Annotated in this window: 12 protein-coding genes; 8 read left to right on the top strand and 4 right to left on the bottom strand. The window is 65.6% G+C overall.

Annotation, left to right across the window (positions count from 1 at the left end):
- The first annotated feature begins 22 nt into the window (after positions 1-22).
- Entirely contained in the window at positions 23-589 is a 567-nt protein-coding gene (gene yeiP, locus OZ10_RS16035) for an elongation factor P-like protein YeiP (protein ID WP_039410277.1), read from the top strand.
- Positions 589-969 (top strand): hypothetical protein, encoded by a 381-nt coding sequence (locus OZ10_RS16030; protein ID WP_039410274.1) that lies wholly within the window; start codon positions 589-591, stop codon positions 967-969. The genes yeiP and OZ10_RS16030 overlap by 1 nt, the downstream gene beginning before the upstream one ends.
- A gap of 98 nt (positions 970-1,067) precedes the next feature.
- On the opposite strand, the gene OZ10_RS16025 is transcribed toward OZ10_RS16030, so the two are convergent.
- Genes OZ10_RS16025 through OZ10_RS16015 form a run of 3 tightly spaced genes read right to left on the bottom strand, consistent with a single transcriptional unit; the run spans position 1,068 to position 4,687 of the window.
- A complete protein-coding gene (locus tag OZ10_RS16025) occupies positions 1,068-2,945 on the bottom strand; it encodes a DUF7844 domain-containing protein (protein WP_039565838.1) in 1,878 nt (625 codons plus the stop codon).
- Positions 2,942-3,235 carry a DUF2388 domain-containing protein gene (locus tag OZ10_RS16020; RefSeq protein WP_039410268.1) on the bottom strand — a complete coding sequence of 98 codons (294 nt, stop codon included), beginning with the start codon at positions 3,233-3,235 and terminating at the stop codon, positions 2,942-2,944. Before OZ10_RS16020 ends, OZ10_RS16025 begins: the two co-directional genes overlap by 4 nt.
- A gap of 33 nt (positions 3,236-3,268) precedes the next feature.
- Positions 3,269-4,687 (bottom strand): FAD-binding oxidoreductase, encoded by a 1,419-nt coding sequence (locus tag OZ10_RS16015; protein ID WP_039410266.1) that lies wholly within the window; start codon positions 4,685-4,687, stop codon positions 3,269-3,271.
- A 208-nt stretch (positions 4,688-4,895) separates the two neighbouring features.
- On the opposite strand from OZ10_RS16015, the gene serA reads away from it, so the two are divergent.
- Positions 4,896-6,137, top strand: coding sequence for a phosphoglycerate dehydrogenase (serA, locus tag OZ10_RS16010; RefSeq protein WP_039410265.1), 1,242 nt, complete (start codon positions 4,896-4,898; stop codon positions 6,135-6,137).
- A gap of 430 nt (positions 6,138-6,567) precedes the next feature.
- On the opposite strand, the gene OZ10_RS16005 is transcribed toward serA, so the two are convergent.
- The gene (locus tag OZ10_RS16005) at positions 6,568-7,152 is read right to left on the bottom strand and encodes an NUDIX hydrolase (protein ID WP_039565836.1); all 585 of its coding nucleotides are present in this window, start codon (positions 7,150-7,152) and stop codon (positions 6,568-6,570) included.
- A gap of 138 nt (positions 7,153-7,290) precedes the next feature.
- Between OZ10_RS16005 and OZ10_RS16000 the strand changes: the two genes are divergently transcribed.
- From OZ10_RS16000 to mtnC, 5 genes are all read left to right on the top strand, one after another.
- On the top strand, positions 7,291-8,763 hold the full coding sequence (locus tag OZ10_RS16000; RefSeq protein WP_039565835.1) for an amino acid permease: 1,473 nt from the start codon (positions 7,291-7,293) through the stop codon (positions 8,761-8,763).
- 76 nt (positions 8,764-8,839) lie between these two features.
- Complete coding sequence (locus OZ10_RS15995) at positions 8,840-10,270, top strand: amino acid permease (protein ID WP_039410257.1); 1,431 nt, start codon at positions 8,840-8,842, stop codon at positions 10,268-10,270.
- A gap of 304 nt (positions 10,271-10,574) precedes the next feature.
- Entirely contained in the window at positions 10,575-11,228 is a 654-nt protein-coding gene (locus tag OZ10_RS15990; protein WP_039410254.1) for a methylthioribulose 1-phosphate dehydratase, read from the top strand.
- A gap of 35 nt (positions 11,229-11,263) precedes the next feature.
- Positions 11,264-11,830 (top strand): 1,2-dihydroxy-3-keto-5-methylthiopentene dioxygenase, encoded by a 567-nt coding sequence (locus OZ10_RS15985; RefSeq protein WP_039410252.1) that lies wholly within the window; start codon positions 11,264-11,266, stop codon positions 11,828-11,830.
- A 2-nt stretch (positions 11,831-11,832) separates the two neighbouring features.
- Complete coding sequence (gene mtnC / locus OZ10_RS15980; protein ID WP_039410249.1) at positions 11,833-12,531, top strand: acireductone synthase; 699 nt, start codon at positions 11,833-11,835, stop codon at positions 12,529-12,531.
- Positions 12,532-12,738 lie beyond the last annotated feature (207 nt).

Raw genomic sequence — 12,738 nt, 5'->3', positions numbered from 1 at the left:
TCCCCAATCTCTGACTTGACCCATGAAAGCTAACGACATCAAGAAAGGCAACGTCGTCGAATACAACGGCGGCATTTACCAGATCCGCGATATCGAGCGCAGCTCGCCGCAGGGGCGCGGCGGCAATGTGCGCTTCCGCTTCATCATGTACAGCGTGCCCGGCGGCGCCAAGCTGGACGCCAGCTTCGATGCCGACGACAACCTGCCCGACGTCGAGCTGCTGCGCCGCCTGTCCACGTTCTCGTACAAGGATGGCGAAGCCTTCGTGTTCATGGACGACGAAGACTTCACCCCGTACACGCTGGATGCGGACGTGATCGGCACCGATGCCGGCTACATCACCGATGGCCTGACCGGCATCTACGTGCAGGTGATCGACGACCAGCCGGTGGCCGTGCAGTTGCCGCAGACGGTGACCCTGGAAGTGGTGGAAACCCCGCCGGAATTGAAGGGCGGCACCGCCACCAAGCGCCCCAAGCCGGCCAAGCTCAACACCGGCATGGAAATCATGGTGCCCGAGTACATCAGCAACGGTGAGCGCGTACTGGTCAACACCACCACGGGCGAATTTGCTGGCCGCGCCGACTGATGCGGCGCCTGATCGCAGCCCTGTCGCTGGGGCTGCTGGCTGCCTGCACCGCGGAACCGGTACCGATGCCCGCGTCGGCACCGGCAACCTGCACCGACCCCAAGGTGGAGGAAGAATGGCTGCAGCACCCGGCCGGCCTGTGCGGCATGCCCGATGACGTGCGTGCGCTGGTGGACGACTACGACACGTGCGAGCACTTCGCCGGCGAGGAACCGTATGACGCCGACCGCCGCCATGAAATCGAAGTCGCCGTGGCGCAATTCTGCGCACCGGCACCGGCACGGCTTGCAAAGCTGATGCAGCAGTACCGCAACGACGCGCGCATCAGCGAATGGCTGCGCCAGTATGCAGAGCAAGCGGATCTGCAACCAGCCGGCTGAAGCATCCCTTCTCCCCTCGGGACATTGTCCTCCTCACCCCAACCCCTCTCCCGACGGGAGGGGGGCTCTGCTACGCCCCCTTTGCGTAGCCTGGTTCGCTATTGCACCTGCAGAGGCGTGCGCATGTCCGACTGCACGTTGTCGGCAGCCGCATGACCGCGCGCCAGCTCACGCAAGCGCGTACGCAAACGTGCCACGTTCGCTTCACCCTGCTCCAATCCACTGCGCAAGTTGGCCGGCAAGTGCTGGCGGCCCAAGCGCTGCAGCTGCTTCCAGCCATCGACCAATACGCCGCTGTCCTGCGCAACGCGCTCTGCCAGCTGCCGCTGTTCGTCCGTCTGCGGCAGCCCATAACCGGAGCTGGCCAGCAGCGTCGCCGGGCGACTGAACTGCGCCTGCTGCGCGAATACTGCGTGCAGCTGGTCCTGCACCCTTGCGCGGTCGGCCACGCCAGGGCGCAGCAACCGCTTGAGTGCATCGCGCGCCAGCAACTCCTGCCGACGCAGTGCCGCCTGCTCCAGCAACAGCGCCGCTGCGGTTTCGCGCAGGCCGCCCTGGTCGAACCACTGCGCGCGTGCGGCGGGTCGTGCATCGAGCCAATGCGCCACGCTGGTCTGCGGCACCGGGATGCCGCGCCGGATCACCTCGAACATGGCCTGATAATGCGTGGCCGCCGACTCGAAGTAATAGCCGCGGCGGATTGCCTGGGCGTGGTCATCCAACACCCCGATATCGGCGATACCGGCGCGCTGCAGGCGCTGGCGCACGCCGCGCGGCGTGATCGACGCCAGATCGGCGGCCCCCAGACGCGGCACGCCGTCGTGCAGCAGCTTGTAAGTCTCCACCGCGCAGTTGTTGCCGACGAAGTAATAGCGCCCGTCGTAGCTCCAGTGCACCTGCGCTGCACGCGTGAGCAGCGCGGCGATCTCCTCGGGCGTCAGCGCCAGCGGCACCGACGAGAGCGCGCGCAGTTCCACCTTGGTGTACTCGTCGATGACCTGGTTCAGCGACAACACGAACAGCCGCGACGGATACGACCCGGTCAGCCCGCGCCAGCTGGAAATCTGCACATCGCCCACAAACGCGCGGAACGAGAGCACGCGGTGGTACTGCAGATCCAGCCGGCAATCCGGCCCGGGCACGCGACCGGGCGCGCAGATCACCAGCCGCAACATGCTGTGGCCCCAACGGCTCATCGGCTGCTGGTTACCTTCGGCCAGCAGGTAGTCCACCGCATACACGCGCGAAGGATCCAGACTCAGCAGCGACATCGCCCCGGCATCGTTGTTGGCCTGCAGGTAGGGCAGCGTCGGCGCGCACGATGCGACGTTCTGCGGCGGGCCCACCTGTTCGGACAACCACGCCGCCAACGCGGGACGCCGGCAGGCATAGTCCGGGTCCAGCACATAATGTTCGAGATTGACCGCGACGAACTCTGCTGGGCTATGCCGCTCGTAAGCGTCGGGGCTGCGGTCGCTGAAGTGGTTTGCGCCGCGTCCAACCCGCCATGGCCGCACCTGCCAGCCGGCCAGATCGCGCAAGCGGGGGTCACGTGACAACGCACTGCCCGCGCCACGGTCGCGTACATGCGCCAACTCGTGGATCAACGCCGCCATGGCGGCGCGCGTGGCCGGTGCGGTCACATCGGCGCGCTCACGTGCCGGCTGCGCACTCCACGACTGCAGCAAGGCGCGATCGAGAAGGATGTGGTTGCCGATGGCGCGGCCATGCACGCGTGCAGGCAGATCGCGGCGCCATTGCAGCTGGATGGGCGCTGCAGGGCGTTGCGCCCAGCCCTGCGGCAGGCGCTGCACGACCTGCTGGACCAGCGCCTGGCTGGCATCGCGTTGCTCCGGACTCAGGTCCGCGGGCACGACGGTAATTTGCAGCGCCGGAGCGCGCTGTGACTGGCCGTACGCCGCCGGTACGAATGCTGCGGCCAGCCACAGCCAACCGCACCGGCGGCGACGACTCACTGCGCCAGAATGGACTGAGCCAATTCCAGGTCGCTGGACAGACGTGCCGCATCGCTGCGGCTACGCAGCTGCAGCAACGCCGCTTCCAGGCGCGCGCCGCGGATGGCGCCATCGCTGGCAACGAAGCCGGCCGCATCTTCGCGCGCGTCGGCCACCACCTTGTCGTCGCCGGAACTGCTGCTATTGGACGAGCCGGCCGACGATGCGCCGGCCGACGTGCCGGCGAGACTGGAGGCGGCTGCAGCCAGCGGCAGCAGGGTCAACGCACAAAACATCAGAGAGCGCATCATTGGCATGTCGATTCCATGTGAGGTGCCGAAAGACTAACCGGCGTGCGTGACGCCGGGCGCGTCGTCCATGTCGAACAGCTTGCCGGGATTCAGCAAAAGATGAGGATCGAGCACATGTTTGATGCCGCGCATCAGCGCGATCTCCGCAGTTGAACGGGTACTCCACAGATACGGCTTCTTGACCAGGCCGATGCCGTGCTCGGCAGAGATGCTGCCGCCAAAACGCTGCAGCGCATGCGCCAGCACCTTGGTGACCTGATCGCAGGCGGCGACAAAATCGGCCTGACTGGTGTCGTCGGGCTTGAGCACGTTGATGTGCAGGTTGCCATCGCCGATGTGGCCGAACCACACCACATCGAAGTGCGGGTACGCCTGGCTGAGCAAGGCCTGTGTTTCGGCCAGAAACGCCGGCATTGCCGAGATGCGCACCGACACATCGTTCTTGTACGGGGTATAGCGCGCCACGGCCTCGGTGATGCCCTCGCGCAGCCGCCACAGCTGCGCGGCCTGCGCATCGCTCTGACTGATCACCCCGTCGCTGACCCAGCCCTGTTCCATGCAGGTCTCGAACGCCGCCATCGCCGCCGCTTCCTGCACTTCGTCCCCGGCGGCGAACTCGGTGACCACGTAATACGGGTGAACCTCGGCGAACGGCGCCTGCGCGCCATGCGCGAGCACGTGTTCCAGCGCACGGTCGGTAAAGAACTCAAAGGCCTCCAGGCGCAGCTGCGCACGAAACGCTGCGAATACCTGCATCAGCACCTCGAACGAGGGCAGCGCCAGCAGCATCACATTGCTGGGCTGCGGCGGGTCGGTCAGCCGCAGCGTCGCTTCGACGACGATGCCCAGGGTGCCCTCGGAGCCGATCATCAGATGGCGCACGTCGTAGCCGCTGGAATTTTTCACCAGCGCGTTATTGAGTTCGAGCAGCTCGCCGCCGCCGGTGACCACTTTCAGCCCGGCCACCCATTCGCGGGTGTTGCCGTAGCGGATCACCCGGATACCGCCGGCGTTGGTGGCGATATTGCCGCCGATCGAGCAGGAGCCGCGTGCGGCAAAATCCACCGGGTACACCAGACCCTGTTCGCGCGCGGCGTTTTGCACCGCTTCCAGCGGCATGCCGGCCTGCACGGTGAGCGTTCGGTCCACCGGGTTGAAGTCCAGCGGCTTGTTCAAGCGCTCCAGGCTCAGCACCAGTTCGCCATTGGCGGCCACCGCGCCGCCGGACAGCCCGGTGCGGCCGCCCGATGGCACCACCGCCACGCCCTGCGCATTGGCCCAGCGCACCACCGCCTGCACCTCATCGACCGAGCCCGCAAGCGCGATGGCCAGCGGGTTGGGCGTCCAGCGCCGCGTCCAGTCGCGGCCGTAATGTTCCAGGTCGGCCGGCTCGGTCTTCAGGCGCAGGGCCGGCACGGCCTGTTGCAACGAAACAATGCGGGGGTCGGTCATGGCACGCGGCGCGGCAGTAAGAAACGCACAGCGTGCCAGTGTGCGCCGGCCTCGTCCAGTTGCGATGCGCTGCGCCGGGGCCGTGTTGGATTCAGCTGAAACCGTTGTAGCGCAAGGGCTGGCGCCGCACAGACACCGCATGGCCAGCGCCCCATCGGGCAGCCCATCTGGCATAGTTGCCGACCCGATTGCTGCATTGCGCTCCCCCATGTCGCCGAAGAAAACCTCGTTTCCCAAGCAGGACATCCGCGTGCTGTTGCTGGAAGGCATCAGCCCCACCGCGGTGGATGTATTCCACGCCGCCGGCTACTCGCAGATCGAACTGCACGCCAAGTCGTTGCCGGAAGACGAGTTGATTGCGCGCATCGCCGAGGCGCACATCGTCGGCATCCGTTCGCGCACCCAGCTGAGCGCCGAGGTGCTGGCGCACGCCAAGCGGCTGATCGCGGTGGGCTGTTTCTGCATCGGCACCAATCAGGTAGACCTGGATGCCGCCGAGCTGGCCGGGATCCCGGTGTTCAATGCGCCCTACTCCAATACCCGCAGCGTGGCCGAGCTGGTGATTGCCGAGGCGATCCTGCTGTTGCGCGGCATTCCGCAGAAAAATGCCGAATGCCACCGTGGCGGCTGGTCCAAGTCGGCGGCCGGCAGCCACGAAACCCGCGGCAAGGTGCTGGGCATCGTCGGTTACGGGCACATCGGCACGCAAGTAGGCGTGCTGGCCGAATCGTTGGGCATGCAGGTGGTCTTCCACGACATCGAAACCAAGCTGTCGCTGGGCAACGCGCGCGCGGCGATCGACCTGGACGACCTGCTGGCCCGCGCCGACGTGGTGACCTTGCACGTGCCCGAGACACCATCCACCAAGGACATGATCGGCGCGGCGGAAATCGCCCGCATGAAGCCCGGCGCGCATCTGATCAATGCCTCGCGCGGCACCGTCATCGACATTGCCGCGCTGGATGCGGCGCTCACCTCAGGCCAGATCGGTGGCGCAGCAGTGGACGTGTTCCCGATCGAGCCCAAGGGCAATGGCGATGCATTCGAATCGCCACTGATCGCGCACGACAACGTGTTCCTGACCCCGCACGTGGGCGGCAGCACGCTGGAAGCGCAGGACAATATCGGCATTGAAGTCGCTGCCAAGCTGGTGCGCTACAGCGACAACGGCAGCACCTTGTCGGCGGTGAATTTCCCGGAAGTCACCCTGCCCGAGCATCCCGAAAGCCTGCGCCTGCTGCATATCCATCGCAACGTGCCGGGCGTGCTGTCCAAGATCAACGAGCTGTTCTCGCGTCACAACGTCAACATCGACGGCCAGTTCCTGCGCACCGACCCCAAGGTCGGCTATGTGGTGATCGATGTGAGCGCCAGCGAGGCGCAAGCCACCGCGTTGAAGGAAGGCCTGGCGTTGATCGACGGGACATTGCGGACGCGGATTTTGTATTGATCTGTTGTTGCGCGAGCGCCCTCATCCGGCGCTTTGCGCCACCTTCTCCCGCAAGCGGGAGAAGAAAGTGCAGGCCATCGGTCTCCCGCTTGCTCCCTTCTCCCGCGTGCGGAAGAAGAAAGTGCAGGTTATCGGTCTCCCGCTTACTCCCTTCTCCCGCGTGCGGAAGAAGAAAGTGCAGGTCAACGGTCTCCCGCTTGCTCCCTTCTCCCGCGTGCGGGAGAAGAAAGTGCAGGTCAACGGTCTCCCGCTTACTCCCTTCTCCCGCTTGCGGGAGAAGAAAGTGCAGGTCATCGGTCTCCCGCTTACTCCCTTCTCCCGCGTGCGGGAGAAAGAAAGTGCAGGTCATCGGTCTCCCGCTTACTCCCGTCTCCCGCGTGCGGGAGAAGGTGCCCGCAGGGCGGATGAGGGCGCACACCCTCAGCACCCATCACACGCCTCGGGCCATCCACTTCTCGGCCATGCGCCGCAGCGACGGATCCAGCTCCGGTTCTGCAAGCAGCTCGACGATCGGGCGCCACGCCAGTGCCAGCGATTCTTCGCTGACTTCGAACGCCTCGTCCGCGCCGGCCATCACCACGTAACGCGCATCAAAGTGCCAATGCCCGGCCACCTCGCCGCGTGCCGGGATCCAGTGACGGTCCAGATCGAACAGCGCCGTGTCCGCCAGCCGCAAGCCGCTGAGCCCGGATTCTTCCTCCGCCTCGCGCAGCGCCACCTGGGCCAGATCGCGGTCGCCGTCGGCGTGCCCGCCCAGCTGCAGCCAGCGCTGCAGCTTGCGGTGGTGGGTCAGCAGGGTCCGGCTGCCATCGGCGCTGACCACCCAGGCCGAGCCGGTGAAATGACCTTCGACACGTTCGCGCACGAACGGATCGCTGGCATCGTCCAGCAGCTGCGCAAACTGGTCGGCCACAACGGCCTCGTCCGGCCAGCGTGCGCGGTAGGCAGCCAGTTGCTGCCGCAGGGTTGCATCCACCATCTCTCGTTCCCGGTCGCCCGTCGGCCAAGCGGCCATTATCGCCATTCATGCTGCGTACGTGCTTGTCGTGAGCGTGCAGCTTTGGCAAGGTAGGCCGCTTGCCTGTCCCTCGGGGCGGCACACACCTTCGCCCGGGCGCGTGCGCCTTCGCTTTGCCACTTGGGGACGTACCGAATGCTGAAATCTCTGTTGAGGGTCAAACCGATCGAGCCCGCCGGACGCGTCGATGCGGGCGAACCGGTCGAAGGCAGCCTGCAAGGCGAAGCCACGCTGCAACGGACCCTCACCGCCAAGCACCTGATCATGCTCGGCATCGGCGCGGTCATCGGCGCCGGTATCTTCGTGCTGACCGGCCAGGCTGCGGCCAATCACGCCGGCCCGGCAGTGATGCTGTCGTTCGTGTTTGCGGGCATCGCCTGCGCATTCGCCGGGCTGTGCTACGCCGAGTTCGCGGCGATGATGCCGGTCTCCGGCAGCGCCTACTCGTATTCATATGCCACGCTCGGCGAGGGCATCGCCTGGTTCATCGGCTGGTGCCTGGTGCTGGAGTATTTATTTGCCGGCTCCAGCGTCGCGGTCGGTTGGTCCGCCTACCTGATCAGCTTCCTGACCGGCACGCTCGGCCTGCCGTTCCCTGCGGAACTGGCGGGTGCGCCACTGGCCTGGGACGGCCACGGCTTTGTCAGTTCCGGCAATATCGTCAACCTGCCGGCGGTGCTGATCGTCGCTGCGGTGAGCATGCTGTGCTACGTCGGCGTCACCCAGTCTGCATTTGCCAATGCGATCGTGGTGGCGATCAAGGTGGTGGTGATCTGCCTGTTCGTCGGCTTCGGCATCGCCTACATCGACCCCGCCAACTGGCATCCCTTCATCCCCGAAAACGCCGGTCCGGGCAAATTCGGTTGGGACGGCGTGTTCCGCGCGGCGTCGATCGTGTTCTTCTCCTACATCGGCTTCGATGCGGTCTCCACCTCCGCCGGCGAAACCAAGGACCCGCAAAAAAACATGCCGATCGGCATTCTGGTGTCGCTGGCGATCTGTACCGTCATCTACATCATCGTCTGTGCGGTGCTGACCGGCCTGCTGCCGTACACCCAGTTGGGCACCGCCAAGCCGGTGGCCACCGCGCTGGAAGCGCACCCACAACTGACCTGGCTCAAGACCGCGGTGGAGATTGGCGCGATCGCCGGCCTGTCCTCGGTGGTGCTGGTGATGCTGATGGCGCAGCCGCGCATCTTCTACACCATGGCCAAGGATGGGCTGATGCCCAAGCTGTTCGGCAAGGTGCACCCCAAGTTCCACACGCCCTATGTCGGCACGCTCTTCGTTGGTGTGGTCGCTGCACTGCTGGCCGGCGTGATCCCGTTGAACGTGCTGGGCGAATTGGTCTCGATGGGCACGCTGCTCGCCTTTGCCACGGTGTGCGCCGGGGTGATGGTGCTGCGCTTCACCAAGCCGGCGTTGCCGCGCCCGTTCCGGGTGCCGCTGGCGATGGTGATCTGCCCGCTGGGGGCGCTGGCCTGTCTGTTCCTGTTTTTCCAGGCCTTCCAGGAGCACTGGAAGGTGTTCGTGGGCTGGACCGTGATCGGCCTGTGCATTTATTTCGGCTACGGCATCCACAACAGTCGTCTGGCCAAGCGGGCCTGACGCTCTCTCAAGACCGGCGCACAGCGCCGGTCTTCTCGTTCAATGATCGCGCTCAGCGCCAAGCCGGAACTGCTGCATGTTCAAACAACTTTGGGCCACCAAACACCCGCACGCCAGCCATGAGGCGGCCGACGGGCTGGGCCTGCAACGCGCGCTCGGCCCCTGGGGGCTGACCGCACTCGGGATCGGCGCGGTGATCGGCGGCGGCATCTTCGTCATCACCGGCCAGGCTGCGGCCGACCATGCCGGCCCGGCGATCGTGCTGTCGTTCGTGCTGGCGGCGATCTGCTGCGCGTTCTGCGCCATGGCCTATGCCGAATTCGCAGCGATGGTGCCGGTGTCCGGCAGCGCCTACACCTACACCTACGCCACCTTCGGCGAGCTGGCGGCGTGGTTCATCGGCTGGATGCTGGTACTGGAATACGGCGTATCCGCCTCGGCAGTGGCGGTCAGCTGGACCGGCTACTTCCTCAGCCTGCTGGAACACTTCGACATCCACCTGCCGGCCGCGCTGGTCAGTGCACCGCTGGACGGCAAGCTGCAGCCCACCGGTGCGATCGCCAACCTGCCGGCCGCCGGCATCGTGCTGTTGCTGACCTGGCTGTGCTACGTGGGCATCCGCAAGTCGTCGGCAATGAACATGGCGATGGTCATCCTCAAGACCGGCCTGATCATCCTGGTCATCGCAGTGGGCTGGAAGTACGTCGATACCGCCAACTGGCATCCTTTCATCCCGGCCAACGAAGGCCCGGGCAAGTACGGCATGGAAGGCGTGCTGCGCGGTGCGGCGATGGTGTTCTTCGCCTATATCGGTTTCGAAGCGGTGTCGGTGGCCGCGCAGGAATCGCACCGGCCGCAACGTGACCTGCCGATCGGCATGATGCTGTCGCTGCTGATCTGCACCGTGCTCTACATCGCCATGGCGGCGGTGATGACCGGCCTGGTGCCCTATACGCTGCTCGGCACCGACGAGCCGGTGGTGACCGCAGTAGCAGCGCATCCGCAGCTGGCCTGGTTGCGCGTGGTGGTCGAAGTGGGCGCGTTGATCGGGCTGTCCTCGGTGGTGCTGGTGATGATCATCGGGCAGCCGCGCATCTTCATGATCATCGCGCGCGACGGATTGTTGCCATCGATCTTCACCCGTATCCATCCTAAGTACCGCACCCCGCATATCAACACCATCATCACCGGTGTCGGCATCGCCGTGCTGGCGGCCGTGTTCCCACTGGACGTGCTGGGCGAGCTGACCTCGATGGGCACGCTGATCGCCTTTGCCGCAGTCTGCGCCGGCGTGCTGATCCTGCGCCGCACCCACCCGGAGCTGCCGCGCCCGTTCCGCATGCCGGCGGCGTGGCTGATCTGCAGTGCCGGCGTGCTGAGCTGCCTTGCACTGCTGTCGGCAATGACGCTGCACAACTGGATGCTGATGGGCCTGTGGACGCTGGTCGGGCTGGTGGTCTATTTCGGCTACGGCTACCGTCACAGTCGCCTGCGCGACGGTCGCTGAGCACGCGCGCGCCAGCAGCCAGTGACGAACGGCCGCCCGCCGATGTATGGCAGCGCGGGTGACAGGTATTCGGCTCCTGGGCGGCTGATCCGTGACTTGGTCGCAGGCCCCTGATCTGCTGATCTGCAACTTGGCTGCAGGGCCCCAGTGACGGGTTCACGGCGTGTCCCGCGGGCGGTGAGGGCACCGCGCCCTCGACCGACCCAGCGTTTGATTTGTCAGTCATTCGCACCCCGGGCGTGGCAGCAACGCATCCTGCTGCGCTGCACCTGACCGTAATCCGGTGGGGCAGTAGAATAGCCGCATGAATGCGACCACTGCCCCCCTGCCCTATAGCGCCGCCCGTCTGCACGAGCTGGCGCAGTTGTTGATCGGCAATATCCGCGAGCTGGCCCAGGCCGGCTGGACACCCGCCACCAGCAGCAACTTCTCCCATCGCCTGGACGAACAGCACGCCGCCATCACCGTGTCCGGCCGCGACAAGGGCCGCCTGGTCGAGGAAGACATCATGGTGGTGGACTTCGATGGCCAGGCCGTCGGCCGTCCGCTGCGACCGTCCGCGGAGACCCTGCTGCACACGCAGTTGTATCGCCGGTTTCCGGAGATCGGCTGCGTGCTGCACACGCATTCGCCGGTGCAGACGATCGCCTCGCGCCTGTATGCCGGCCCCGGCGTGATCCGGCTGGAAGGCTACGAGTTGCTCAAGGCCTTCGACGGCAACACCACCCACGAAACCGCGGTGGAGGTGCCGGTATTTGCCAATACCCAGGACATGCAGGTGCTGGCCGCGCAGGTCGAGGCCTTGCTGGACAAACAGAGCATGTGGGGGTATCTCATCGAAGGACACGGGCTGTATGCGTGGGGCCGCAACATGGCCGAGGCACGTCGTCATCTGGAGGCGTTCGAATTTCTGCTGCATTGCGAGCTCGAACTGCTGAAACTGCGCGGCCCGCGCTGATCATCGTCCGTCCCCCATTCGTGAGCCAGACCGCCATGAGCCGACTGCGTATCTTCGCCGACACCAACCCGACCACCCCGGAATTCGACAGCCGCGACGGCGATGCGATCGCCGCCGAGCTGGTCAAGATCGGCGTCACCTTCGAGCGCTGGCACGCCAGCGAACCGGTGGAACCGGGCGCCACGCCCGAACAGGTAATGGCGGCCTATCGCGCCGACATCGACCGCATCAGTGCCGAGCGCGGCTTCAAGACCGTGGACGTGGTGAGCATCGCGCCGGACAACCCCAAGCGCGAGGAAATGCGCGCCAAGTTCCTGGACGAGCACTTCCACAAGGAAGACGAGGTGCGCTTCTTTGTCGCCGGCTCGGGCCTGTTTACGCTGCATGTGGACGACAAGGTCTACGAGATCGAGTGCGTCAAGGACGATCTGATCGCCGTGCCCGACAGCACCCTGCACTGGTTCGACATGGGGCCGGAGCCGCACTTCGTGGCGATCCGCTTCTTCACCGAGCCGGATGGCTGGGTCGGCCACTTCACCGGCACCGAAATCGCCAAACAATTCCCCCGCTACGCCCCCGAGAAACCTCACAAGGCCAGCTGACGATGACACGACCGCACGCGATCCTCACCGATATCGAAGGTACGACCAGCAGCATTTCGTTCGTCAAGGACGTGCTGTTTCCGTATGCACGTCGCGCCATGCCCGCGTATGTACGCGAGCACGGCAATCATCCGCAGGTGCGCCACTGGCTCAACCAGGTGGCCGACGAAATCGGCGAGGACGTGCCGGACGACGTGCTGATCACTACGTTGCAGACCTGGATCGACGAGGACCGCAAGCACACCGCGCTCAAGGCCCTGCAGGGGCTGATCTGGGGCGATGGCTACAAGACCGCCGATTTCACCGCGCACATCTACGCCGATGCGGCGATCCAGCTGCAGGCCTGGCATGCGCAAGGCATCCCGCTGTACGTGTATTCGTCCGGCTCGGTGCCGGCGCAGAAGCTGTTTTTTGCGCACAGCGACGCCGGCGATCTGAGCGGGCTGATCACCGACTGGTTCGACACCGAGGTGGGGCCCAAGCGCGAGAGCGCCAGCTACCGCCGGATTGCCGAGCGCATCGGCGTGCCTGGGCCGGAGATCCTGTTCCTGTCGGATGTGATCGAAGAACTCGACGCGGCCAAGCGCGCCGGCATGCGCACCGCGTTGCTGGACCGCCTGGAGGACTATCCCACGCCGCGCTCGGCCGACGATGTCGGCAGCCACCAGCGCGTGGAGAGTTTCTCGCAGCTGGTGTTCTGAAACATGGCGTCATTGCGCGCTCCGGCTGCTCGCAGCGCAGCAGGAGTGCGCAAGTCCGATCCCGCTTGACGCAGCAGTTACGCGACAAGACGCCTTGGTCGAGCGCTGTGTCCATCCGTCTTCGAGAGGCATCGGCGTTGTTTTTGAGAGTCCATTCCCTGCCGCCGGCGCACCGCTTGCCTCGTCGGATCTTGGCACTGCTGGCCA

The organism is Xanthomonas cannabis pv. cannabis, from assembly GCF_000802365.1.
GTDB lineage: Bacteria > Pseudomonadota > Gammaproteobacteria > Xanthomonadales > Xanthomonadaceae > Xanthomonas > Xanthomonas cannabis.
This window is presented reverse-complemented; position numbering and strand designations above follow the sequence as displayed.

Bases quoted from the DNA above. Each gene is read 5' to 3' on its own strand.
- OZ10_RS15990 (WP_039410254.1), top strand. From the start codon at position 10,575: ATGAATGCGACCACTGCCCCCCTGCCCTATAGCGCCGCCCGTCTGCAC.
- mtnC (WP_039410249.1), top strand. From the start codon at position 11,833: ATGACACGACCGCACGCGATCCTCACCGATATCGAAGGTACGACCAGC.
- OZ10_RS16000 (WP_039565835.1), top strand. From the start codon at position 7,291: ATGCTGAAATCTCTGTTGAGGGTCAAACCGATCGAGCCCGCCGGACGC.
- yeiP (WP_039410277.1), top strand. From the start codon at position 23: ATGAAAGCTAACGACATCAAGAAAGGCAACGTCGTCGAATACAACGGC.
- OZ10_RS16015 (WP_039410266.1), bottom strand. From the start codon at position 4,687: ATGACCGACCCCCGCATTGTTTCGTTGCAACAGGCCGTGCCGGCCCTG.
- OZ10_RS16020 (WP_039410268.1), bottom strand. From the start codon at position 3,235: ATGATGCGCTCTCTGATGTTTTGTGCGTTGACCCTGCTGCCGCTGGCT.
- OZ10_RS15985 (WP_039410252.1), top strand. From the start codon at position 11,264: ATGAGCCGACTGCGTATCTTCGCCGACACCAACCCGACCACCCCGGAA.
- OZ10_RS15995 (WP_039410257.1), top strand. From the start codon at position 8,840: ATGTTCAAACAACTTTGGGCCACCAAACACCCGCACGCCAGCCATGAG.
- OZ10_RS16005 (WP_039565836.1), bottom strand. From the start codon at position 7,152: ATGGCCGCTTGGCCGACGGGCGACCGGGAACGAGAGATGGTGGATGCA.
- serA (WP_039410265.1), top strand. From the start codon at position 4,896: ATGTCGCCGAAGAAAACCTCGTTTCCCAAGCAGGACATCCGCGTGCTG.
- OZ10_RS16030 (WP_039410274.1), top strand. From the start codon at position 589: ATGCGGCGCCTGATCGCAGCCCTGTCGCTGGGGCTGCTGGCTGCCTGC.